Annotated in this window: 12 protein-coding genes and 4 pseudogenes; 10 read left to right on the top strand and 6 right to left on the bottom strand. The window is 57.5% G+C overall.

Annotation, left to right across the window (positions count from 1 at the left end; genetic code table 11):
- Positions 1 to 222: 222 nt before the first annotated feature.
- On the bottom strand, positions 223 to 852 hold the full coding sequence (locus I6F16_RS35305; RefSeq protein WP_036015989.1) for an FMN-binding negative transcriptional regulator: 630 nt from the start codon (positions 850 to 852) through the stop codon (positions 223 to 225).
- Between the two features lie 97 nt (positions 853 to 949).
- Positions 950 to 2,428: a PLP-dependent aminotransferase family protein gene (locus I6F16_RS35300; RefSeq protein ID WP_036015987.1), complete on the bottom strand. Its 1,479-nt coding sequence runs from the start codon at positions 2,426 to 2,428 to the stop codon at positions 950 to 952.
- Positions 2,429 to 2,956: 528 nt separating this feature from the next.
- Here I6F16_RS35300 and I6F16_RS35295 point away from each other — a divergent pair.
- From I6F16_RS35295 to I6F16_RS35260, 7 genes and pseudogenes are all read left to right on the top strand, one after another.
- Positions 2,957 to 5,017 carry a prolyl oligopeptidase family serine peptidase gene (locus tag I6F16_RS35295; protein WP_225174484.1) on the top strand — a complete coding sequence of 687 codons (2,061 nt, stop codon included), beginning with the start codon at positions 2,957 to 2,959 and terminating at the stop codon, positions 5,015 to 5,017.
- Between the two features lie 844 nt (positions 5,018 to 5,861).
- Positions 5,862 to 6,032 (top strand): annotated as a pseudogene (locus tag I6F16_RS35290) (ATP-binding protein); the annotation flags it as partial.
- Between the two features lie 18 nt (positions 6,033 to 6,050).
- Positions 6,051 to 6,167 (top strand): annotated as a pseudogene (locus tag I6F16_RS35285) (IS481 family transposase); the annotation flags it as partial.
- 132 nt (positions 6,168 to 6,299) lie between these two features.
- The gene (locus I6F16_RS35280; protein WP_157784027.1) at positions 6,300 to 6,443 is read left to right on the top strand and encodes a hypothetical protein; all 144 of its coding nucleotides are present in this window, start codon (positions 6,300 to 6,302) and stop codon (positions 6,441 to 6,443) included.
- 377 nt (positions 6,444 to 6,820) lie between these two features.
- Complete coding sequence (locus I6F16_RS35275; RefSeq protein WP_225174500.1) at positions 6,821 to 9,196, top strand: S9 family peptidase; 2,376 nt, start codon at positions 6,821 to 6,823, stop codon at positions 9,194 to 9,196.
- Positions 9,197 to 9,557: 361 nt separating this feature from the next.
- Positions 9,558 to 9,793, top strand: a pseudogene (locus I6F16_RS35270) (transposase); the annotation flags it as partial.
- A 436-nt stretch (positions 9,794 to 10,229) separates the two neighbouring features.
- On the top strand, positions 10,230 to 10,421 hold the full coding sequence (locus I6F16_RS35260) for a hypothetical protein (protein ID WP_225174483.1): 192 nt from the start codon (positions 10,230 to 10,232) through the stop codon (positions 10,419 to 10,421).
- 158 nt (positions 10,422 to 10,579) lie between these two features.
- Here I6F16_RS35260 and I6F16_RS35255 read toward each other — a convergent pair whose 3' ends face one another.
- Positions 10,580 to 11,824: an ABC transporter substrate-binding protein gene (locus I6F16_RS35255; RefSeq protein ID WP_225174499.1), complete on the bottom strand. Its 1,245-nt coding sequence runs from the start codon at positions 11,822 to 11,824 to the stop codon at positions 10,580 to 10,582.
- 994 nt (positions 11,825 to 12,818) lie between these two features.
- Between I6F16_RS35255 and I6F16_RS35250 the strand changes: the two genes are divergently transcribed.
- Entirely contained in the window at positions 12,819 to 14,783 is a 1,965-nt protein-coding gene (locus I6F16_RS35250; RefSeq protein ID WP_225174482.1) for a beta-L-arabinofuranosidase domain-containing protein, read from the top strand.
- Between the two features lie 744 nt (positions 14,784 to 15,527).
- Here I6F16_RS35250 and I6F16_RS38125 read toward each other — a convergent pair.
- The gene (locus I6F16_RS38125; RefSeq protein ID WP_276573579.1) at positions 15,528 to 15,818 is read right to left on the bottom strand and encodes an aminotransferase class I/II-fold pyridoxal phosphate-dependent enzyme; all 291 of its coding nucleotides are present in this window, start codon (positions 15,816 to 15,818) and stop codon (positions 15,528 to 15,530) included.
- Positions 15,819 to 16,644: 826 nt separating this feature from the next.
- On the opposite strand from I6F16_RS38125, the pseudogene I6F16_RS35240 reads away from it, so the two are divergent.
- Positions 16,645 to 17,677 (top strand): annotated as a pseudogene (locus I6F16_RS35240) (IS3 family transposase); the annotation flags it as partial.
- 260 nt (positions 17,678 to 17,937) lie between these two features.
- Here I6F16_RS35240 and I6F16_RS35235 read toward each other — a convergent pair.
- Together I6F16_RS35235 and I6F16_RS37875 are read right to left on the bottom strand one after the other, a co-directional pair.
- A complete protein-coding gene (locus I6F16_RS35235; RefSeq protein ID WP_225174481.1) occupies positions 17,938 to 18,804 on the bottom strand; it encodes a hypothetical protein in 867 nt (288 codons plus the stop codon).
- Positions 18,805 to 19,791: 987 nt separating this feature from the next.
- A complete protein-coding gene (locus I6F16_RS37875) occupies positions 19,792 to 20,040 on the bottom strand; it encodes a hypothetical protein (RefSeq protein ID WP_249785722.1) in 249 nt (82 codons plus the stop codon).
- Positions 20,041 to 20,847: 807 nt separating this feature from the next.
- Here I6F16_RS37875 and I6F16_RS35225 point away from each other — a divergent pair.
- The coding region (locus I6F16_RS35225) for an amino acid adenylation domain-containing protein (protein WP_225174498.1) at positions 20,848 to 22,570 on the top strand (1,723 nt) is incomplete at its 3' end.

Below are 22,570 nucleotides of genomic sequence, written 5' to 3'. Positions count from 1 at the left end.
GTGAGGCAGGCGGCGCCAGCCGGTACGTGAACAAGCCCACCGAAACCCTAGACCGAAGCTCGACGCCAAACCTTCACCCCTGCAGCCAGCAAGCGTTCACGCGACGATAGAGAAGATGCGAGGTCCCGGCGTGACGGCCACGAGCATCGCCGCTGCCAGGAAAATGAAGAACTGGTACCCGAACACAGGTCGGCCTGGCGTTGCGGTCTGAAGCGTCGTGGCTCAGGCCAGCGTTGGGACCATGATGCTGACTTCCTGATCGCGCGGTTCTTGGCTCGCAGCAAGGCCGGTGACGACACCGATACGGTCGGCAAGAGGACGGTTCTGGCTCATCTTGCGCTTGCCCTCGAACTTGGTGACAGGAATGCGGATGCCGACAATCCCACGCAGCTGGGCGCCGATGAAGTCTGCCGGAGCGTCGCTGACAGACCAAGGTGTCACCCGTGAGCCCTCATGGATGTTCGTCAATCGGGTAACTACATCAAGCAGACGTTCGTTATCTTCGAAGAACTCAACCGGACCGTAAGCATGGACGGCGATGTAGTTCCATGTCGGCACTACCTTTTCGGTTTCCTGCTTGGTGGCGTACCATGAGGGGGTCACGTAAGCTTCCGGACCCATGAAAATGGCCAGGGCTTCGCCGATCGGAGCCGCGCGCCATTGCGGATTGGCCTTGGCGAGGTGGCCGTACAGGACTCCCCGTTCGCCTTCCATCGGGTCCAGGAATAGCGGAAGTGGTGTTGCGAGCGGCCCTTCTGCCGTGGCTGTGATTAGGTTCGCCAAGCGTGCGGAGCTGATGGTCGATCGGATGTTCTCGATGTTATCATCCCGGAAGGCGGGGGGCACGTACATAGCGGTTCTCCGTTCTCCGCTCCGGAATAGCCCAAGCCTGCTACGTTTAGAAAGGCCAGTTCGTCACGATTTCGCTGGTCCAGTTGTTTCGCAGTTATCACCGTGAACGAAACTGGTCCCTCGCTTGCGCCAGGAGCTGGCACCCACGCTCAATCTGATGAGCCTCCAGCGCAGCATAACCCAAGATGAGCCCGACGAGGTTTTGTCCGCGCCGGCGGTCCGGCTGACGTTGATCGTACAGGAGCGAGATGGGGTAGATGCCAACCCCCTTTGCGCGGGCTGCTTCGATCAATGCTGCTTCGGACTTCTTGGGCAGATCGTCGAACCAAACGACCAGATGCAAGCCGGCAGCGTCACCTTCGATTCGGACTCGGTCGCCAAATCTCCGCCGCAATGCCTCGATCAGGGCTCGCCGGCGCTCGTCGTTGCGCCGCCGCATGCGCCTGACATGGCTGTCGTAGGCGCCCGCATCGAGCATCGTCGCTAGTGCCTCTTGCTCGATGAGAGATGTGTGCCGGTCCATGATCTGCTTGCCGGCGCTGAACGCGAACTGCAGTTCAGGAGGCACCACGACATAGCCGATCCTCAAGGTAGGCGAGAGTGTCTTGGAGACGGTCCCAAGATAGATGACGTGCTCGCTCTCTTCGAGAGCGTGCAGCGGGAGCACAGGTTTCGTGTCGTAGCGGTACTCGCTATCGTAGTCGTCTTCGATCACGTAGGCCTCAACCTTCTTGGTCCAGGCGAGCAACTGATGCCGCCGCCCGATCGGCATGACACCGCCAAGTGGAAATTGGTGCGAGGGCGTTACGTAAGCGAGACGAGCTTCGGCCCTTGCAAGCCTCGCCGTGTCCAGCCCGTTTGCGTCGACCGGAATTGGCACCGCAATAGCTCCGGTCGCCGAGAGGATGTGCCGCGCCATAGGATAGCCGGGATCTTCCATGACGAACCGATCTCCAGCGTCAAGCAGCAGCCGAGCACACAAATCGAGCCCTTGCTGTGACCCGTTGACGACGATGATCTGATCGATCTCGCATCGTACGGTCCGCGAACGCCAGAGATAGCCCTGTAGTGCCGTCCGCAGGCGCAGCGAGCCACGTGGATCATCGTAAGTCAAGGTTCGGGGTCGCTGCGTGATCGCAGCGGTTACGGCTCTCTTCCATGCTAGTACGGGAAAGTCCAAAGGTGAGAGATCACCATAGCGAAAGTCGGCAACGAGATTACGAGGTTGCTCGGTTGAGCGTGCGACGACCTGTCGCAAACGTTCACCATACCGCGAGACTCGTGCCTTGCGTGTAGACGACCGTGCTTTCGTGCCTTTGCGCCCGGTCCCGACGACAGCCTTTGCGACCCGTGGGCGGGCGCCATGGCGGGTCTCGATGAATCCCTCAGCCGCCAATTGTTCGTATGCGACCGTCACCGTCCCGCGCGATACTCCCAGCTCTTCGGCGAGAGCGCGGGACGAGGGCAGCGAGCCATTCGAGCCGTATACGCGCCCTAGGATCTGATCCCTGAGCACTTCATAGATCCGACGCGCTCCCATCTGCCCGACACGGTGTGGCACCTTAATCTGGACCATATGAACCTAACCAAGAACGCTATTGGTTAGACCAGTCTGCGCCCGTTCGGCTTCAAAACCAAGCTGGTTCAATCGAGGTGGCCGCGCAAAACAAGCTCCGTGAACTGCTGACCGTCTGTATTCCGGCGTGACCCAATATCGGTCTCGATGAAGTCTATCGCCGACTGAATTGCAAAGAGCCTTCCGGGTTATGTGCTCAACAAGGCCGGGACTGCCGTTTTGAGACGATACCGACAAAGTTGGTGGGATTGTCGTGCTTGAAACCAAGTTCAGGTGCTTCTCTGCCTCGGGCGACTGGAGATTCCATCTGCTTTGATTGGCCCGCCTCTTGCTGAGTTCAGGCAAGTCGCAGACGCGATCTCCCATGTGACTCTTTGAGACCGAATCCAACCCTTCGTAGCTTCCGTCCAGTTCGCAAGAGCTTGGCCGGCCAACCCAGTCCAGGACATGCCCCTAAATAAGTCGCTCCTCCTCGCCGCATCACTCTCCATGACTTGCTTGTTCTCCCCGGCGTTTTCCCATGCCTTAGTGGCCAGCGTGCCGGCAGGTGATCCTTTTCTTTGGCTTGAGAAGAGGAAGGCGCCGCGCGCATTGAGGTGGGCTCGCAACGAGACCCGTAAGACACTACAGATCCTACAATCGGATTGGCGCTATGAGCGCTTCCGCCAGGACGCGCTCGCCATCACGAACGCCCAAGACGACATCCCGAAGGTTTCCTTGGGACGGCGCGGCCTAGACAATTTCACCCAAGACAAGAAGCACGTGCGCGGCATCTGGCGTCGTACCACGCTTGATAGCTATCGCACCAAAGAGCCGCAATGGGAAACTATTCTGGACGTGGACGCGTTAGCTCCGAAGGAGAAGAAGAATTGGGTGTTTAACCACACAGACACCAGATGCCTGCAGCCCGAAGAGCGGCTGTGCTTGGTCAAACTTTTCGATGGCGGAAGGGAAGCTGCATTTGTACGCGAGTTTGACCAAGATATGAAGGCCTTTGTCAAAACCGGCTTCAATCTCCCTGAGGGAAAGCAGGATGTCGACTGGGTAGACCGCGATACTATTCTGGTGGCGCGAGATTGGGGCAAAGGCACCATGACACGTGCCGGTCATCCCTTCGTCTTGAAGGAGGTCAAGCGCTCTCAGCCGCTCGCGCAAGCACGCGAGGTCTTTCGCGGCGAACGGACCGATTATAGGGTTGAGCCATTCGTGCTGCGAGACAATGAGGGCGCGGTCCATGCGACCGGCGCCATACGAGTCACGAGCCGCGATGAGCGGGAGTATATACTCCTGGGACCCAAGGGGCCAATCAAGCTCCGTCTGCCCAAGCGCGCGGAGATCGGCGGCATCACCGCTGGCCGCCTGCTCGTTAAACTTGATAATGACCTCGATGAAGATTGGGCGCCGTTCGGTGGCGCCGGCTTCAGGGCCGGCTCGATAATCTCGTATGATTTGGCGGAATGGAAGCGGGATCCGCTGCATGCCAGGCCTTCGCTTGTCTTTCAGCCCGGGCCTCGACAGGAACTCCGCGGCTTCCACATCAGCAAGAGCTTGTTGATACTCACAGTCCTTGACAATCTTCAGGGCAAGGCATTCACCTACAAGTACGACCGCGGCACTTGGCGGGTCACGTCGATCGCACTTCCAGAGAATGCGGATGTCAGCCTGTTAACCGCTTCCGATACTTCCGATCGAGTAGTGTTCACCGTCTCCAATTACCTTAAGCCGACATCACTCTGGTACTTTGACGCCGAGACCGAACACCTTGAGTCCTTGAAGGTCGCGCGTGAAAGCTTCAACGCGTCTCTCGTTGAGCAATTCGAGGCGACCTCGCGCGACGGAACGCGTATTCCTTACTTTTTGGTGCGGCCCCGTAACGCCCGTCTCGACGGTTCACTTCCTACTCTTCTCTATGGCTATGGCGGCTTTGGGCTTCCCGAGCTGCCGTCCTATGATGGGGTCATGGGACGACTCTGGCTCGAACAGGGCAACGCATATGTCGTCGCGCACCTGCGCGGCGGCGGCGGGCTAGGGCGGCACTGGCACGAGGCTGCCCAAGGAGCATCGAAGCAGCGCACATGGGAGGACGCCATCGCAGTTGCGGAGGACCTGATCAGGCGGAAGGTCACTAGTCCGGGCCGGCTGGGAGTGTTCGGCGCCAGCCAAGGAGGCCTGCTGGTGGGAACCGCGCTGACCCAGCGCCCCGATCTCTTCAATGCAGCGATCGCGCAAGTACCGTTGTTCGACATGCTTCGGTTCACCAAGCTGACATTGGGCGCGCTCTGGAGGGGTGAATATGGCGATCCCGCCATTCCCGACCAACGCGAATGGATCCAGCGTTACTCGCCTTATCAGAAGCTGGTGCCAGGCAGAACCTATCCGGCTCCGTTCATTCTCAGCGCGACTAACGACGACATCGTACATCCAGCACACGGCCGCAAGGCAGCCGCGAGGCTGCGTGCGCTTGGCCAGCCGTATTTCTACTATGAGGATTTCAACGGCGGACATGGGCCCGCCACTCCTATCGAAAGTGCTCGCCAGGATGCGCTCATCTACATCTATGCACATCGGCGGCTTGTCGATGGTGGGTGAAGTGGAGCACGATCAGCTCGTCACTTGTTACTTTCACCAACGCTGACTAACATCAGCTCGTGCAGCCCTCGGCAGCTTTGAGAACTTCTCAGTGGAGGCAAAGTGGCAGTGGGCTGAAGACCTTTCGATACTCAGGCAGCGCGCTGCAAGGGAAGTCGGCACAGACCTCGCATGCCGACCAGCGCCTTGAAAAGCGGCGCCGGTAATGAGCCATCGCTCGGCCGGCGCCTCCTAGGTCTGTACCTAATTAGCGAACTCTGATTCCTTCGCACCGAGTTGATTCGGCGGGGACTTCGATGCGCAAAGGGCTGTTCTGGCTCAACCACAAGCGATGGGCTCAGATAAAGCCGCATCTGCCCACGAACCAGACTGGCCCGGCGCGCGATAACGACAATTTGCTCACATAGATTGGGCTGAGACTTGATACGTCAGCTCAACTTGTTGCAGCTTGCTATGAGACGTCTCGCTGCTGTGTCTTTTCCATATTCTGAAGCTGAAGCTACTACTCTGACGATTGATTCGCACGGAAACGGTAGAGCCAACGAGCGCCAGCTCCTTCCGGCATTCAGCCGTCATGGCCGCCCGCTGAAAGCGGCGACGACACACTCTCAAGGATCGCCGTCTGGCTTGCATTGAATCGCTTACCGTCAATAGTCCCAGCACCCATGAACGGCCAAGAACTTCCGATTCAATTAGGGTCCAGGTTTTGCACTCCGGAGGAGACGTAGGCTGGACCGCGTCCGAACGCTCCTTCGATACTTCAGCCGGTGCTCAAACAGAAAATGATGCGGGTCCGTGATCGTGACGTGAGACACGACCCGCTTACGAATAGGGGGACTTTTGTTTCGGCGACCCCACCATGACGCTCGCCGCCATCGATCGCCTCGTTCACCAACCCACCATCGTTGAGGTGGACGTCGAGAGCTATCGCAGGCGCACCGCGCATTCGGTCGAGTGGAAGTACTCGCACGCGCGCCGTAAGGCCAACCGCCTCATTCATGTTCGATCGCTCTAGTCGAGCGCGGTTATCTGGCGGATGAAGACCCTGAAGGGCCTCACGCCCTACGAATACATCTGCAAATGCTGGACATCCCAGCCAGAACGATTCAAGCTCAATCCGCTCCAGCAGATGCCGGGACTAAACACCTAATGCCGGGTGAGTTTAGCTTCCGCGTGCTCCATGCGGATCCGTTGCTTCGAAAAAGTGCGCGTCTTGCAGACCGTTTGCCGGTTACGAGTCAATTTGTTCGGGATGCGCGTCGACAAACACTGCGAGCTGTGGATGGAAGGGGCGCTGCGCCAACTCTTTAATCCGGCGAATGACAACTACGACTTCCCGTCTGCCGAGCGCCTTGCGATAGCAAAAGAGTTCTCCGAACAGAGTTTGGCGCTGAATCCTCCGGACGCTGTCCTTAGAGAAGGGTAGGAATGAGCATGTTGATGAAAGAGTCCCCCCAAGGTGAGGCAAACATCATGCCGTTCTTGTTTCGGCTATCGATGCAGGTGCGTGCTCGATAAATGCATCTTCCTCATTGCTTTAGACCAATCTCTAGAGTGGCGGCGATCATAGCGATTGAGGATCGTATAGGCAGTGAAGTCTCGCTGGTTCACCGTGTCCGAGTTCAGACACGCGGGGCGCATTGGCGTTCACTGCAACGTCATTTAGACGACATCTACATCTAAAGACCAGACGGATACACATTGCGCCTCGCCGGCATGATTTCTGCTTCTGTCAGGTTCGACATGCGGGCGGTGTCCCGCACAATGAGGACAGCCGACCAAGTCATGCATAAGCGCGGCGTCATGTATAAGATCGGCGCTTTGATGGTCGCTGTCTTAGCTCAGCTGGAGGCGGCTGCCGTGAACGGGTCCAACGGGAACGCAGAAAACGAGGTCCTGCGTCCTTCCGATTACAATCGAGCGCTCACGATAAACGATCAGCATGCCAGACTGATGATCAATGCTCCGGAGGTACCGTTCTGGCTCGCAGATGGTGCGTCGTTCGCCTATCGATTGACGAGCAACGGCAAGCGCCAATTCGTACTCGTGAATGTTGCCAACGGCAGAAAACAGGCAGCTTTCGATCATAAGAAGCTAGCTTCTGCGCTGAATCGCTTGGGCCACAAAGATGCTAATGCCGATAATCTGCCATTCGACCGTTTTGAGCTCGCTGACGATGGTGGCATAATAAGTTTTGAGATTGAGGATACAGCTTGGAGCTGCGAACTTATAAACTACGCGTGCTCGAGCGAGACAAAGCTTTCCGCAATCGACCAGCAGAGCCCATACGATGATACGCCATCTGTGGAGAATGATCCTAAGAGGGCGAGCGTGTCGCCTGACGGGAAATGGCTCGCCTATACCAAGGATTACAACCTGTTCCTGCTCAGCAAGGAGGGCTCGAAGGAGATTCGTTTGACTTGGGACGGATCTGAAGGCAACTACTACGCGTTTTCGACGCTGAGTTGGTCTCCAGACTCGCGTCGCCTCGCAGCTTACCGCGTCCGTCCGGACCACAAGAGGGAGGTTCATTACATCGAATCATCCCCACGCGACCAGCGCCAACCGAGACACTGGACGATGACTTACCCGAAGCCCGGCGATGCTCTGGCACTGCCACAGCCGGTGCTTTTCGACGTCGGTGATCGTCGCGAGATCGCAATCGACAATGCGTTGTTCCCAAATCCCTATGACCTCTCTCCCATCCGATGGTGGAAGGACAGCCGCGGATTCACTTTCGAGTACAATGAGCGAGGCCATCAGCTTTACCGGCTCGCCGAGGTCGAGGCGGCCACAGGCACCGTTCGAACTCTGATCGACGAGCGCAGCAAGACGTTCATCGATTACCAGCCCCTAAGAATGGACCAGTCGAATACTGGCAAGACCTTCCGGTACGACGTTGAGGACGGGCGGGAGATCATCTGGGCCTCAGAACGCGATGGATACGAGCATCTGTACCTGTTCGATGGATACACTGGCGAGCTTAAAAACCAGATCACACGTGGAGCTTGGGTAGTCCGTTCCGTCCATTACGTAGATCCTATCAAGCGCCAGATTTGGTTCAGTGCAAGCGGAATGAATAAAGGGGAAGATCCGTATTTCCTCCACGCCTACCGCATCAACTTCGATGGCACGGGACTGACGTCGCTCACGCCCGAAAGGGCGAATCATCACGTCAAGTTCTCGCCAGACGGCCGCTACTATCTAGACTTATGCTCACGCAGCGATCTCCCGCCGCGCCTAATGTTGTACCGAACCATTGACAATTCGGAGCTCGTGCAGGTCGAGAGCACCAATATTTCCGCGCTCGTAGCCGCTGGCTGGCAGCCGCCACTGACGTTCCATACAAAGGGCCGGGACGGCGAGACCGAAATATGGGGGATTATTCATCTCCCGATCAACTTCGACCGAAGCCGCCGATATCCGGTCATTGAAAAGATTTACGCCGGCCCGACCGGTTCTTTCGTTCCGAAGTCTTTCTCGCCTGTCGTGGAGCCGCTCACACAGCTTGGATTTGTCGTCGTTCAAATCGATGGAATGGGCACGAACAATCGGTCGCGTGCGTTTCACGACGTTGCCTGGAAAAACCTGAGAGATGCTGGCTTTCCCGACCGAATCCTTTGGCACAAGGCGGCGAGCGCGGAGTTTTCGTGGTACGACATCTCGAATGTCGGCATTTTTGGTGGCTCGGCCGGCGGTCAAAACGCGGTGAGCGCACTGCTCTTTCATTCCGATTTTTATAGGGTGGCCGTCGCCAATAGCGGTTGCTACGATAATCGTATGGACAAGATCTGGTGGAACGAACAGTGGATGGGATGGCCGGTCGGTATTGAATATTCGCAGTCTTCCTCGGTCGACAACGCTCATAGATTGCAAGGCAAGTTGCTGCTCATCGTGGGCGAATTGGACCGCAATGTCGATCCATCCTCTACATTTCAACTAGCTGACCGGCTTATTCGAGCAGGAAAATACTTCGACATGCTTGTGGTGCCAGGTGCGGATCACGGAACGCCCGGGTCTTACAGTCTGCTCAAGCTCCTCGATTTTTTCGTTTTGAATATCCTCAGACAGACGCCGCCTAATTGGAATGACCCATCTATTGGCCAGCCAAAGAGCCAGGAGGCTCTATCATCGTGCGAAGAGTCAACAGCTGAAGGCTGCCGAGACCGGCCAAACTGACTGGAGATAGAGGCGCCTGGGCCATCAGCATCGCATGTAGACGGCGGTTGCCAATGGGAAATAGTATCGTTTGTCGAAGTAGCTGCTCTTCCAGCGACTTGACAGCCGTTCGGAAGGGGCCGTCAGTGACAAACTGATGCTGCCTGTCTCTCCTCATCACGTTTCCATGGTCAGGTTGATGATGGCATCTAACGCCCCGTACGAACGAGTCGATCTCGCGCGCATGGCCACCAGAGAGCAGGACGTAAAGCTTCCCGCTCGTTGACAGCCCATGCCGATGCTAAAATTTCGCCTCTCCTCTGGGCGCAGCGACTGAGTTATCCGGGCGCGAGTGCCAGGCCTACAAGATGGCAAAGAGGCAGGCGCGCTGTTTGGGCTCACGCCAAAGATATACCAATCGGGAGAAAAGGACATTATGGGCAGGATTACGCTGGGCAGCGACGAGATAGTGCGTACAGAATTGTTTGAAGCCGCCAACGCTCTACTATCGCACATCACGCGTTTCTGAAAGCGTAGCGCTGGGGGAAGGACGTCGCCGACCGGCGAGGCTCTAAGCGCGCAAAAGTCGCCTTGGCACGTAAGCTCGCAGTGATCTGATCTGCCACTGAGTATTCCTCCAGCAAACTCGTTTGTTGGCGAAGGATATGTGCTCGCCGATGTAGATGAATTGTCCGCTTGCGCGCCGTGAAGGATGCGGTCGACGACGAATTGGTCCTTGTGGCCGGGATTGAGGCGTTGGTCGCCGGGCAGAGCATGGAGGAAGCCATCTCGCGCGCTCACGCTTAGGCAGACGCGGGAGTTGACGCGATTCTCATTCATTCGCGCAGGAGCGCCGCGGACGAGATCCTCGCGTTTGTCAAAGCCTGGGAGAACAGGTTGCCCGTTGTGATCCTTCCTACGAAGTAAAATCGAACACCCGTCGCTGTATGTCGCAAGACAAGTATCGCCACGCTAGCAGGTGTTCCGGGTCGCCAGTCGCGTGCCTGCAGTCCAGCGGAAGAGATAAACGACCTCCGCGTCGATACCGGCCACCTTGGCGACAAGCGACGATGCCGCAGATAAGCGCGGCCTTCAGTTCTTCGAGCACGAGCGGGTGCAGCGGCTCTTTCAGGTTTACACCTCCGATTTCCGCGCCGATGTGGCCGGTGAGCGGATGAACGGCAATACTGCGCGGGACCGCTGCCGGAGTATTTCAGAAGGGCGAGGTGGGCTTTTGAAGAGTTGACGTAACCATAGTGGCTCCTTTGCCAGGTAGGTTCGTTCGATAGCCTTCGAGAGACTGAAGTCAGGGACAGCGGATTTTCCCGGTGCGGTCCGTGTTCGTGCGCGGCACGGATCATTGACCGACCCTCTCAGTGGCTTTCGGCTGCTCGAAAGGGCGTGTCACGCCGTCGGCGTTGTTCTGCCAGGCGATAATCGCGTTGAACCGGCCATCGACATATGGCGCAATGTCGATTCTCTGTTTGAGCGCGCCGGTGGCGAACAAGCCATCCGAGATCTGCTGGAAGACCTGGATGGACTTCGCATCGATCGGGTAGCGCCATGTCCGGCAGCATCGTCCAACCACTTGCCTTGTTCGAAGGTGAGGCCTTCCTGCTTAACGTAGCTGGCGCGTATCCACGCGTCCGGGTTTGCGCCTTGCCAGTTGTAGAACGCAACCGCGCGGCGCACGAAGTCAGCAATTGCGGCGGTTTTCGCGGGGTCATCAAGCAAGGCCTTCCGGGTGAGTATGACGTTGACGCCCCAGTTATGTCCGTGGCCATCGGCGATAATCGGTGGCTTGCCGATCCGAAAATATTGACCTCCGACGACGATCGCCGCATCCACCGATCGGGACGCGAAACTCGGCGCGACTTCAGTTCCGGCGAGTGGCACGCCCTTTACTGATGACGCACCGAGGTCAAGACCGTTGGCATGAAGAATGCTGGCCAGCACCATGTGACGACCAGAACCCGGAGGATAAGCGACCGTCCTCCCTTTAAGATCGGCCACCGCTTTGATGCCTCTGTCCGGCTGTGCCACCAGGTAGTAGTTCTCAGGGCTTCCCGGATTGGCATAAATTGCAATTGCAACGAGGTCTTTGACGCCTGCGCCGACTGCGATCGGCAGTGGCGCTTCGCCGATATAGCCGATATCGACCGCCCCGGAGATCAGAGCCTCGAGCACGGCCGAACCACCATTAAAGTTTGCAAATGTGATGGCATACGGCAGTGACTTGTCTACACCGGACAACGCCCAGACCGCGGATGCCTGGCTCTGCTGCTCAGCCACGATAAGTCGCGTCCGAGGCGGAACGGCCGCGGCGAGTTGAGCTGCGAGGTCCGTCGCCTTCCTGTCTTGAGACGCCACTGGTGTGGTCGCCGTGAAGCCGGCGAGGCAGGCTACCACCAAGAAGATTGCAAGTAGGCCCGATCCCCTTTTCCGCGCGCCTCGTGCCTCAAAAAACAGGACAGGCAGCCACGGCATCAGCCGTGGATCATGAAACACCACGGCGCGGCGCCGTTGGACCCGGATATATCCTTCGACTTCTTTGTCGAGCGCGCCGAGCACGCGCAAGAAGGTGCTCTTTCCAGAACCGCTGCGGCCCAGGAGCGCCACGAACTCGCCGGCGCGCAATTCGAGAGACAGATCCGCCAGGACGGCCGGGCGTCGAAGCGCTTATTCAATGCTGAGACGATAACGGCCGAATCGGCCAGGGCTGCAAGATCGGAGTGGGCTTCAATCGCCAGCGAATGCCCTCCGCCAGACTTACCTTCTTGGCATTCGAGAGGAACGGTCCATACCAATGGGGAATTGCTGACAATTGGGAGATCCAAGTCAGCTCTTGGTTACCCAGGCTGCTATCTGCCTTGCAGCGCCAAATCAACCTGCAGCTCGATGCGCAAGAGATATCCTCTAACTCATACTCGGTCCTACCCGAAGCCGACGAGCAAGCCGGTCTCGACAGCTTCGGGCCGCTCCGTCGCGGCTTATTCGGTGGAAGCGCATACGCGCGACAACTTACTTTTCCCGATCGAACATCCGCGCTCTTCGGGCAAGTTGAGCTTGCGCTTTGCCCCCGTGACGATGCTGAGGAGTAGCAGATTAGTTTCTCCTTTGATCGCGCGTAGCAACGGCTCCGGTTGCCATAGGCGCCGTTCTACCTTCTAAGTGTCATGAAAAGAATTGTTATAAACCGGACATTCCCGCGCAAGGTGGAGGTCCTAGAATCAGTTCGCCACTCCGAGTACCATTAGCCATCATCTGACCCAGCGAAAGCCAACCACTCGTATAGCAGGATCGATCAGCCTCGCAGCCTCGCAGCAGCGCGGGAGTTTACCACGACTGGCAAATCCGGTGCCGGCGATCGTATCGACCTCCTAGCTCGGAGCCGCAGATCTAGTTGACAAAAGAACCGTACTTCATTCGCGGCACGGGAATTGCTGTCCCGCTCCTCGAACGCGACTGCCGTCAACATTTCCGTGAGTGCAATGCCGTACGGCAACCTCTCCATTTCTGTCGTTGGAGTCGCTTGCAACGAGAATACGATTGTGCGGCCGCATGGCCTAAACCAACAAAGCATTCGTGGTGAGGTGGCTTGCCAGGCTAGCGCGTCCGTTCGCCAGACTTCAAGGAGGCACGAATGAATGATCGGAACGTAGCGGAAGTCGATCTTCACGACTTAGAGATTTCGGATCCGCTGATTGGGAAATGCCAGCAACTGGTCAGGGACGTGGCAATTCCCTACCAATGGGAGGTGCTGAACGATCGTGATCCCGAGGCGATACCAAGCCACGCGGTAGAAAACTTCCGCCTTGCCGCCGGACGTGCGAGCGGCGAGTTCCGTGGCGCGGTTTTCCAGGACAGTGACGTCGCAAAATGGCTTGAGGCGGCTGCGTGGTCGCTATGCCAGGCACCAAATCCAGAGCTGGAGAAAGCCGCCGATGAGCTGATTGAATTGATTGCGGCCGCCCTATGCGACGACGGTTATCTCAACACCTATTTCATACTAATCGCGCCTCAGGAGCGCTGGACCAACCTAGCGGAGTGCCACGAGCTCTATTGCGCCGGCCACTTGATTGAAGCGGGTGTCGCGTTCGTCCAGGCGACGGGCAAACGGCGATTGCTGGAAGTCGTTTGCAGGCTTGCTGACCATATCGACACAGTTTTTGGTCCGGAGCGTGATCAATTACACGGCTATGATGGCCATCCGGAAATCGAACTTGCGTTGGCACGCCTCCACGAAGCGACAAAGGAGCGACGATATCTCACACTAGCCGATTATTTCGTGGAGCAACGCGGCACGGAGCCGCACTTCTACGACACTGAGTACGAGAAGCGCCAGCAATCCCGCGTCCCGAAATCCGACGGCACGCCTTGGATGATAAAAAACAAAGCGTATAGCCAAGCGCACCTGCCGCTTTCGGAGCAGCGGACTGCAACAGGTCATGCGGTTCGTTTTGTGTACCTAATGACGGCAGTAGCTCATCTCGCGCGTCTGCGCCAGAACGAGCAGCAGCGCCAAACTTGCCTCCGGCTATGGCAAAACATGGTCCAGCGCCAGATCTATATTACCGGAGCCATCGGCTCGCAAGGTGCCGGCGAAGCGTTCAGCAGCGATTACGATTTGCCGAATGATACGGCGTACGCGGAAAGTTGCGCCTCGATTGGCTTGATTATGTTCGCGCGCCGTATGCTGGAGATGGAACTGGACAGTCGCTATGCCGATGTGATGGAGCGCGCGCTCTACAACACCGTTCTCGGCAGTATCGCGTTCGACGGGCGTCACTATTTCTATGTTAACCCGCTCGAAGTGCATCCCAAAACGCTGAGGTCTAATGGCATCTACAATCACGTCTCGCCGGTGCGACGACGCTGGTTTGGTTGCGCCTGCTGTCCACCGAACATCGCGCGCCTTTTCACATCCATTGGTCATTACATCTACACGCCCAGCACCGATGCGCTCTATGTAAATCTCTACGTTGGTAATAGGGTAGCAATATCCGTCGACGGACATGCGCTGCGGTTGGTCATAAGCGGCAGCTATCCCTGGAGAGAAGAGGTGGAAATCGCCGTCGAATCTGCGCCGCCAATTGCCCACACGCTCGCCCTGCGCCTGCCAGAATGGTGCAACGCGCCGCAGGCGAGCCTGAACGGCGAGCCTGTGAATTGCGAGCCGCGCAAGGGCTATTTGCACATTCGCCGAACGTGGCAGCAGGGAGATCGCGTCAAATTATCGCTGCCGATGCAAGTGCGTCGGGTATACGGCCATCCACAACTTCGCAATTTGGCCGGCAAGGTGGCCATCCAGCGTGGCCCCTTAATTTATTGTCTGGAGGAGGCCGACAACGGGACCGAGTTACACAACGTTTGTCTTCACTCAGACAGCCGGTTTTCCCTTATGGAAGGAACTGGCCTCTTTAAAGGCAAAATTTTGCTGCAGGCCGACGGGGCGCGGTTGCAACACACGCATTCTGAAGAAGCGGCGCTTTATCACTACGACAAAGTGCCTGGACAGCTAGAACCGCAGCGGCTGACATTCATTCCGTGGTTCAGCTGGGCTAACCGCGGCGAAGGCGAAATGCGGATTTGGATAAATGAGCATTGACGCCGAACGCGCGGATCGCGCTTCCACGAGTCGAACTTAGATATAGGTCCCGACGCTAGGCGATATGGTTGGTCGCCTACGATGAGAAACATCTTGCAATCTATGTTCGTTGTGAATGACCGAAGAGGCGGGAACGGCCAGGTGTGAGGAGTCATCGTGATCTTCGCCTCAACCCTGCGCGCGAACCTGATTTATAGCGCGACGATCGGGATGAGAGCGGCCCGTCAATCAAGGGTCCTGCCGCATATTTCGTGGCAGGATGCGGGATTCACCGAAGGTGCGAATAAGGCCACAACGTCATGATGTCGAAGTCGCAGTCGATACCCGCGATTCTGCCTAGCTTCATAGCCTCCGCTTACATACAATTCGTAAGCCAATGAGATCTTCCTCGAGGCCGGTTGCGAGACCGCCTCGGGCCGCCAGCACCGTGGCAATCTCCCGCCATTGCGTGGCGATTGGATCGGCTCCGGTCGGATTTGTGGCAACAGGCGTGCAACAGCGCGAGATCTCCGGATTCGGCCGCACCGAGTGCCTGCATCGTCGCTTCAAGGTCAAACTGCCCATAACTGGAGTTGAACGTGCGGTACGGCACGACCTTTAACCCGGCTGCTTTAAAGATCTGCTGATGATTGGGCCAAGTTGGTGTCCCCATCCCTATTCGGGCGGAGGATCGCGCCGTCGAAGCAAGCTGGGACGCCAAACGCAGTGCTCCGCATCCACCCGGGGGGCTGGATGGCGAACCAGTCACTGGCGTCGCTTTGCGAGAAAAGTAAGGCCCGCGATCGCCTCAAGGAACTCGAGATTGCCTTCCTGTCCGAGATACCCCGTCGTTACTTGCTTATCGAGCAGTTGCGCTTCCGCAGCCTTGATCGCCGTCATAACAGGCGTAGCGCCGGTTTCGTCCCGGTAGACTCCCACACCAAGATCTAGCTTTCGCGGCCTAGGATCTGCATCGAACATCTGTATCAACGCGAGAAGCGCATCAGGTGGCTGAACAGCAAGTGTCGCGAAGAATGATGATCGAGGTGCCGTCATATTCAAAATAGTCTCCGAATAATTTGTTTTGGGATGGCTTCAGCGGAACGGTCCATGTTGTCACGAAGCCTTTTCAAAAGACTACATGTCATTCGACTACCCCCAAGGGCATTTTGGTGTCACCCGTAGCGGCAAGTGATACACTCTACAACCTGGCGCATCGTGCAGTCTGCTATCAGAGGTACGAAAACGCGCACCGGGTTCTAGGATCGACTGTGGAGGACAGTTTGCACCAACTTACGAGGGATATCGTCAGCTATTCAGCGCTTACTAAATTCGAAGTCGACGGGTTTGCGGGCAAAAGCCGATTGTTTTTAAGGGGGGGGCTTGCAACGAAATGTGGTTCTCAAAAAGAACGCCAGCGTAAAGGCGTCCTCAGGACGATCGTTGGCATCTCTTCGGCCCATGACTCAGGGTGGGCATCTGCGACATGCGAAGCCTGCGTGCTTGAAGCTTGAGAGCCGGCATGCATCGGTGCTTGTAGATGGTCAATGCGTCAATGCAGAACGATGATCTTGAGAAAGTACTCAGGCAACAGGACGAGCTCAAGGTCAAGCTGCTTCGCGCCCAATCGGTTGTCGCCGAATGTAAGGCAGGATTGGCGGATCTGGAGCGGAGGCTTGAGTGTCGAGCGGTCTCATCGTCGATCGATGAACGCCAGCGCAGCTCTGCGCCAAACAATTCAATACGCAACGCACGACCGCCCAAATCCCGAACCGTCGATAATCCTGTTAACCCGGATGCAGCCGTGGCGTTTCCGCCTCGATCATGGGACCGTTGAAAGCTGCCGCCGCGCACGTTGACGGCGACAGGTTTGGTCACCGACCTGGCGAAGATCTGCCGCAAGGCCGGGATCAGCCAGGCGACCTATTTCATCTGGAAGAAGAAGTATGACGGTCTGCTGCCGACCGAGATCCGCCGGCTGAAGCAGCTCGAGGAGGAGAGCGGCAAGCTGAAGAAGCTGGTCGCCGATCTCAGCCTCGACAAGGAGATGCTGCAGGACGTGATCCGCCGAAAGCTATCAAGCCTGGCTGGAAGCGCAAGAGGTCGACGAGGTCTGTGGCGAGTGGCAGGTCTCGATCCGCAAGGCCTGCGAAGCCCTCGAGTTCGATCGGTCGACCTACCACTACGAATCCCGTTGCCCCGGCCAGGCTGCCCTCGAACAGAGGATAAAGGAGATCTGCCATGTTCGTATTCGCTACGGTTATCGTCGTGTTCACGTCCTGCTGCGTCGTGAAGGCTGGCGCCATGGCCAGAACAAGACGCGGCGGATCTATCGCGAATTGGGCCTGCAATTACGCAACAAAACGCCGAAGCGCTGGGTCAAGGCCAAGCTGCGCGATGATCGCAGCCCGGCCACACGATCGAACGAGACCTGGGCGATGGACTTCGTCCATGACCAATTGGCGACCGGACACAAGCTGCGCGTGCTCACGATTGTCGATACCTTCTCCCGCTTCTCGCCGGCCCTGGCGCCGCGGTTCACCTTCCGCGGCACCGACGTCGTGGAGGTGTTGGAAAGGGCCTGCAAGGAAGTGGGGTTCCCGGCAACGATCCGCATCGATCAAGGCAGCGAGTTTATGTCGCGTGATCTTGACCTGTGGGCCTACCAGCGCGGCGTCACGCTGGACTTCTCGCGGCCCGGCAAACCGACCGACAACGCGTTCATCGAGGCCTTCAACGGCCGCTTCCGGGCCGAATGCCTCAACGCTCACTGGTTCCTGTCCCTTGCGGACGCCCAACAAAAAGTGGAGACTTGGCGCAGATACTACAATGAAGAGCGGCCCCATGGCGCGATCGGCAATCGACCGCCGATTTTGCTGCAAAACAACGTTGGCGCATCCAGCCCGCCAACGTGATCACGGCGAAAAACTCTAGTTCTGAATGGTCCAAAGATCGGCCTCGCTGCACAGAGGCGCAAAACTCTAGTTCTGAGTGGTCCAAACTTCGGTCTCGCTGCTAAACTTCGGTCTCGCTGCAAAAACCCCGAGACTCTAACTGCCGCTGGATGAAAAGCAGTGGCAGGTCACTCCTTCGTCAGGCTAATCGCTGTCGCTCAGGGATGCTGCTCATGCACCCTTGAAGCACGACTCAACTTTCAGGAAAAGTGGGGACTACGCTAGGCCAATGCCACGGCTATCCTTCGAGTGCCCGGTGCCGATGTCCAATTGTTCACTGCATGCGCCCAAGTTAGGTTGTTCAGAATAACAAGGTCCCCTGGTTTTAGCTTGAGAATAATCTCGTCACAAAAAAGTTTCTCGTAATCGGCGCCTGAACACCAGCTCCGTCCCGCATTAACGGGATCCAGTTGGTGCAACTCAAAACCGTCCGGGGGGAACTTGAGAAGTCCGCGCTCCTGCAACATCCGAACGAAGAAGTGAAGACAGCTTTGGTCAACACTACCAATGTTGTCCCAAAGGACATTCACATCGCGCCCTAGGAGAAGGGAAAAGCTTTTTTTCGGCCTTGCCATAACAATCGCCAGCAAAAGGCCCGGGATCTCGGATTTCACCTCGGCTACGATTTGGTCATCTGGTACCAAATAGTCATCCGGCGAGCTCAGACGATAAAGTGCTTTTGCACGAGTGATCATGCCCCGAGACAATGGTTTTGATCCAGGTAATATTTTTGTCGTTTTTTCTCGTAAAAGTCCCCATGCCTCACTTGTGTCGTCGATGTTCAATAGGATTGTTTCTCCTCCGTCTTTACTATTCTCGAAGCAATAAAAGCACGACAACTGCATATTAGATATTCTATCTCCTTCGGAATGCGGGGTGACAAACTGATAATCATCCCGGGAATTAACGCTCATGAAGTATTTGTTGATCCGCCGTCGGTGACCAAGAAAATCGGAAAAGCCGGCCTCCAGCTCTAGCTTTTTTTGCAATCCCAGTTCACCGGCAATTTGATGTACGAGGCCGTCCGCCTCGGTCGGTGAGACATTACGAATCAAAATGACACAGTCTCGACTGAGTGCCTCGATCACGCAAGTCACATCCAAGCCGCTGCACCCAAGGGTCAACAGCATGCGCCGATGTGAGAGATCAGGAGTCAGTTGTGGTTGCGACATTGGCCGTGGACCCGTTCTTCGTCGCTTTCGTCGCCTCACGAGCAAGGGCCGTGCCACAGACGTCGGGGCGGCATTAAGCGAAAACGCTACTTAGTGTCGAGCCCCGGCCAGTTTGCGAAAACGCGATGCGTGGCGAACTTTGCAACATCGAGCGGAATCCCTGTCGCAGGACCCGCTCTCACTCGACGAGCAGACCACCTGGAGAAAGCAGCGGCGAGCATTTTGGCTCGCAAAGGCAATTCGGGCAAGGCGCGGGCGCCGCCCTCTTCAGTGGTCGTCGCTGTTGACGGCGCGTGCTGTTGTGTTGAGCTCTGTTCGGTTCAAGGCGTTAATGTCCCAAGCCCGACGGCAAAATTCTGGCAACCCGGCGAGAAGCGAATTGTTTTCTTCAGAATGAGCTCGCAGAAGGTCATTGGCGCGTGCGTTACTTAACGTGAGCGCCAAGGAGATTCTGCTGTACGCGCGGTCATGACGGCGGCTGTTGCAGAGCTTCCGACGACTTTGCGGACGCCCATGCGGTGATCGTCGCCAATGACGTCCGTATTGTTGTGCTGAGCTGTGTCTGGTTCAGGACATCGATGTCCCAAGTCCGACGGCGGCATTCCGAGCGAGGCGCGCGTTGTTTCTTCAGGAAACGCTCGCAGTACGTCATTGGTATGTCGATTGCTTGAAATGCGGGGTGATCCGTTACGGCTTCATCGTAGCCCCTATCTAAGAGTTCAGATGAAACGTGCTACACCGGTTGGCTCTTGCATCTTTGTTGGTGGTGGTACGCTAGCTATTAGATGTGCTCAGCTAGCGATGGAGATGGGCCACGGGATCCGGGCGGCGCTGTGTGCCGACGCCATATTCCGCGATTGGGCCGCTCTCGCCGATATCTTGTGTGTGACGAGCATTGAAGAGCTATCTGCGCTGCTCAACGCCGAGCCAGTCGAGTGGGTATTTTCCGTTGCCAATCCGTTCATATTGCCAGCAGATGTGTTTGGGAAAGCGCGTAGAGGCGCTTTCAATTACCACGACGGTCCGTTGCCGCGATATGCCGGAACTCATGCGACGTCTTGGGCGCTTCTTGCCCGAGAGACCGAACATGGCATCACGTGGCATCGTATCGATCACGGTGTTGATACTGGTGAGCTGGTCGTCCAACGCCAAGTGTTGATTGCGACGAGCGATACTGCGCTGACGCTGAATCTCAAATGTTATGAGGCTGCTATCGATGGCTTCCGCGAGCTTCTAACTGGCTTAACAAATGGAGAGCTTAGTGCTCGTCCGCAAGCGCTAGCGGACCGAAGCTTTTTCCCGAAAGGTCGACGCCCAGATGCTGCGGGCTGTCTGCGATGGGATCGATCCGCACAAGATCTGGAAGCGATGACGCGCGCCTTAGACTTTGGCCCGTATCATACCAATCCATTGGGGTTGTCCAAGGCTCTCGTAGGCGATGACGTTATCGTCGTCAGGCGCTTGGAGGTGACGGCTCGGCGCTCGGGCTTTGCTGCGGGGTCTTTAGTTGAGATCCACCCCAGCCACTGGCGTGTGGCGACAGGGACAGAGGATGTTGATGTTTGGCTTAGCAGCTTGGATGGTAAGGCTCTGGATGCGCGGGCACTCGCGAGGCGTTCTGATTCCCATGTAGGCGACCGCCTCCCGATTCTGAGCGATGACGAGGCGCGGAGCATAACGGTTGCGCATGAAATGTTGGCGCCTCGTGAGAGTTTTTGGCGACGGCGGCTTGAACAGTTCAAAACATCCCAGCTTTCTTTTTTGTCGTCTTCAGTAGCTTTGGCTGCACCTCGATGGCAGTTGAGTTCATGGCGAATTCCAGGTGCTTTGGCTGAGCTGTCTCCCAGTAATCGCACGGAATTCTTGCTAACGGCTTGGCTGATCTACCTAGCCCGCATCACAGGAGAATTAGAGCTTCAATTGGGATGGACTCCCGCGCCGAGTGGATCGCGAGCGGGCTTGAAAGCGCTCGGGGTGCTTGTCGCTTCTGTTGTGCCGATGGCAATTACCATCGATCTCGACAATGATTTTGCAGAGGCGCGCACGGTGGTGGCGGCCGAATTCGCTCAGCTGAAGGAGCAGGATAGCTTCGCGCGAGATCTTATCGCGCGCTGCCCAACGTTGCTCGGTATGGAGGCGTTACGATTGCGCCGCCCCTGGCCGGTTGGCGTTATGCTTACTGTAAGTGGCGAGTCTGCCACTTGTGACCTAGCTTCGAGCCCGACTTCTGAGGCAGCCCTGCCCGGTGAGGCGTTAACATTTGAGGTTTGCGCTCTAGATGGGAGCTTCCGATGGCACTTTGATGCAAGTCGCTTGGAGCCCAAGCATATCGACCGTATGACCCAGCATTTGCAAAATTTGCTATGTGCTGTGAAGGCAGATCCGCGGCAGCCGGTGGGGCAGATTGAACTCTTGTCATCCGCCGAGCGCGCGTATCTGCTGGAGGAGCTGAACCGGACGGCATCGGCCTATCCGTCGGACGTGTGCATCCACGAGCTGTTCGAGGCACAGGTTCGCCGTGCGCCGGACGCGGTGGCGGTGGTCCATGAGGAGGAGCGGCTAAGCTATGGCGAGCTGAATGCGCGGGCCAACCGCCTGGCGCATCATCTGATCGGGCTCGGGGTCAGGCCGGACCAGCCGGTGGCGATCTGCGTTGCGCGCAGCGTGGCGATGGTGGTCGGGCTTTTAGCGATCCTCAAGGCGGGGGGCGCCTATCTGCCGCTGGACCCGGCCTATCCGCCGGCGCGGCTGCGGCAGGTTCTCGACGATGCGGCGCCGCGGCTCCTGCTGGCCGATGCGGCCGGCCGATCCGCGCTGGGCGCCGATGCGCTGGCCGATGTGAGCGTGGTGGATCTGGAGACGGCCATGCCGGCGTGGGCAAATCTGCCGGCGTCGGATCCGGACCCGCGCGCGCTTGGCCTGACCTCACGCCATCTCGCCTATGTGATCTACACCTCCGGATCCACAGGCACCCCCAAGGGGGTCATGGTCGAGCATCGCGGAGTGGTGCGTCTGGTGGCGGAGAACGATTTCGTCGAGATCTCGCCGCAGGACGTTTTTCTCAACGCTTCCTCGCCGACATTCGATGCGACCACGTTCGAAGTCTGGGGAGCCTTGGCGAACGGCGCCAGTGTTGTGCTCTATCCTGAACGCTATCAGTCGACGGCAACGCTGGCCCGGATCATCCAAGACCAAGGCATCACTATCGCTTGGATGACTGCGCGGTTGTTCGACGTCTATGTCGGGGAGGGGCGGAGCACCAGTGGGCTGCAGCAACTGCTGGTCGGGGGCGAAGAGGTCTCAGCCAGTTCCATCAGAGCATGTCAGAAGCGACATCCGACGCTGCGAATCTTAAATGGCTACGGCCCGACCGAGAACACCACCTTCAGTCTCTGCTACCCGGTGCCTGCTGGCTTCGATGGCCAGCAACGGGTGCCACTGGGACGACCAATCCGGAATTCGGTGGTCTATCTGCTGGACGGTCATGGTGCGCCGGTTCCGTTTGGCGCGGTCGGGGAGCTCTACGTCGGCGGGGCGGGGGTGGCGCGCGGTTATCTGAACCGGCCCGAGCTGACCGCGGAGCGGTTCATCGCCAGTCCCTTTGTGGACGGCGACCGGCTGTACCGCACCGGCGATCTGGCGCGCTATCTGCCGGACGGCAATCTGGAGTTTTTGGGCCGCA

Source organism: Bradyrhizobium sp. IC4060 (assembly GCF_020193715.1).
In the GTDB taxonomy this organism is placed as follows: Bacteria; Pseudomonadota; Alphaproteobacteria; order Rhizobiales; family Xanthobacteraceae; genus Bradyrhizobium; species Bradyrhizobium yuanmingense.
This window is presented reverse-complemented; position numbering and strand designations above follow the sequence as displayed.

Excerpts from the sequence above, each read along its gene's own strand:
- I6F16_RS35305 (WP_036015989.1), bottom strand. The coding sequence starts at position 852 with ATGTACGTGCCCCCCGCCTTCCGGGATGATAACATCGAGAACATCCGA.
- I6F16_RS35300 (WP_036015987.1), bottom strand. The coding sequence starts at position 2,428 with ATGGTCCAGATTAAGGTGCCACACCGTGTCGGGCAGATGGGAGCGCGT.
- I6F16_RS35280 (WP_157784027.1), top strand. The coding sequence starts at position 6,300 with ATGGAAGGGGCGCTGCGCCAACTCTTTAATCCGGCGAATGACAACTAC.
- I6F16_RS35275 (WP_225174500.1), top strand. The coding sequence starts at position 6,821 with ATGTATAAGATCGGCGCTTTGATGGTCGCTGTCTTAGCTCAGCTGGAG.
- I6F16_RS35250 (WP_225174482.1), top strand. The coding sequence starts at position 12,819 with ATGAATGATCGGAACGTAGCGGAAGTCGATCTTCACGACTTAGAGATT.
- I6F16_RS38125 (WP_276573579.1), bottom strand. The coding sequence starts at position 15,818 with ATGACGGCACCTCGATCATCATTCTTCGCGACACTTGCTGTTCAGCCA.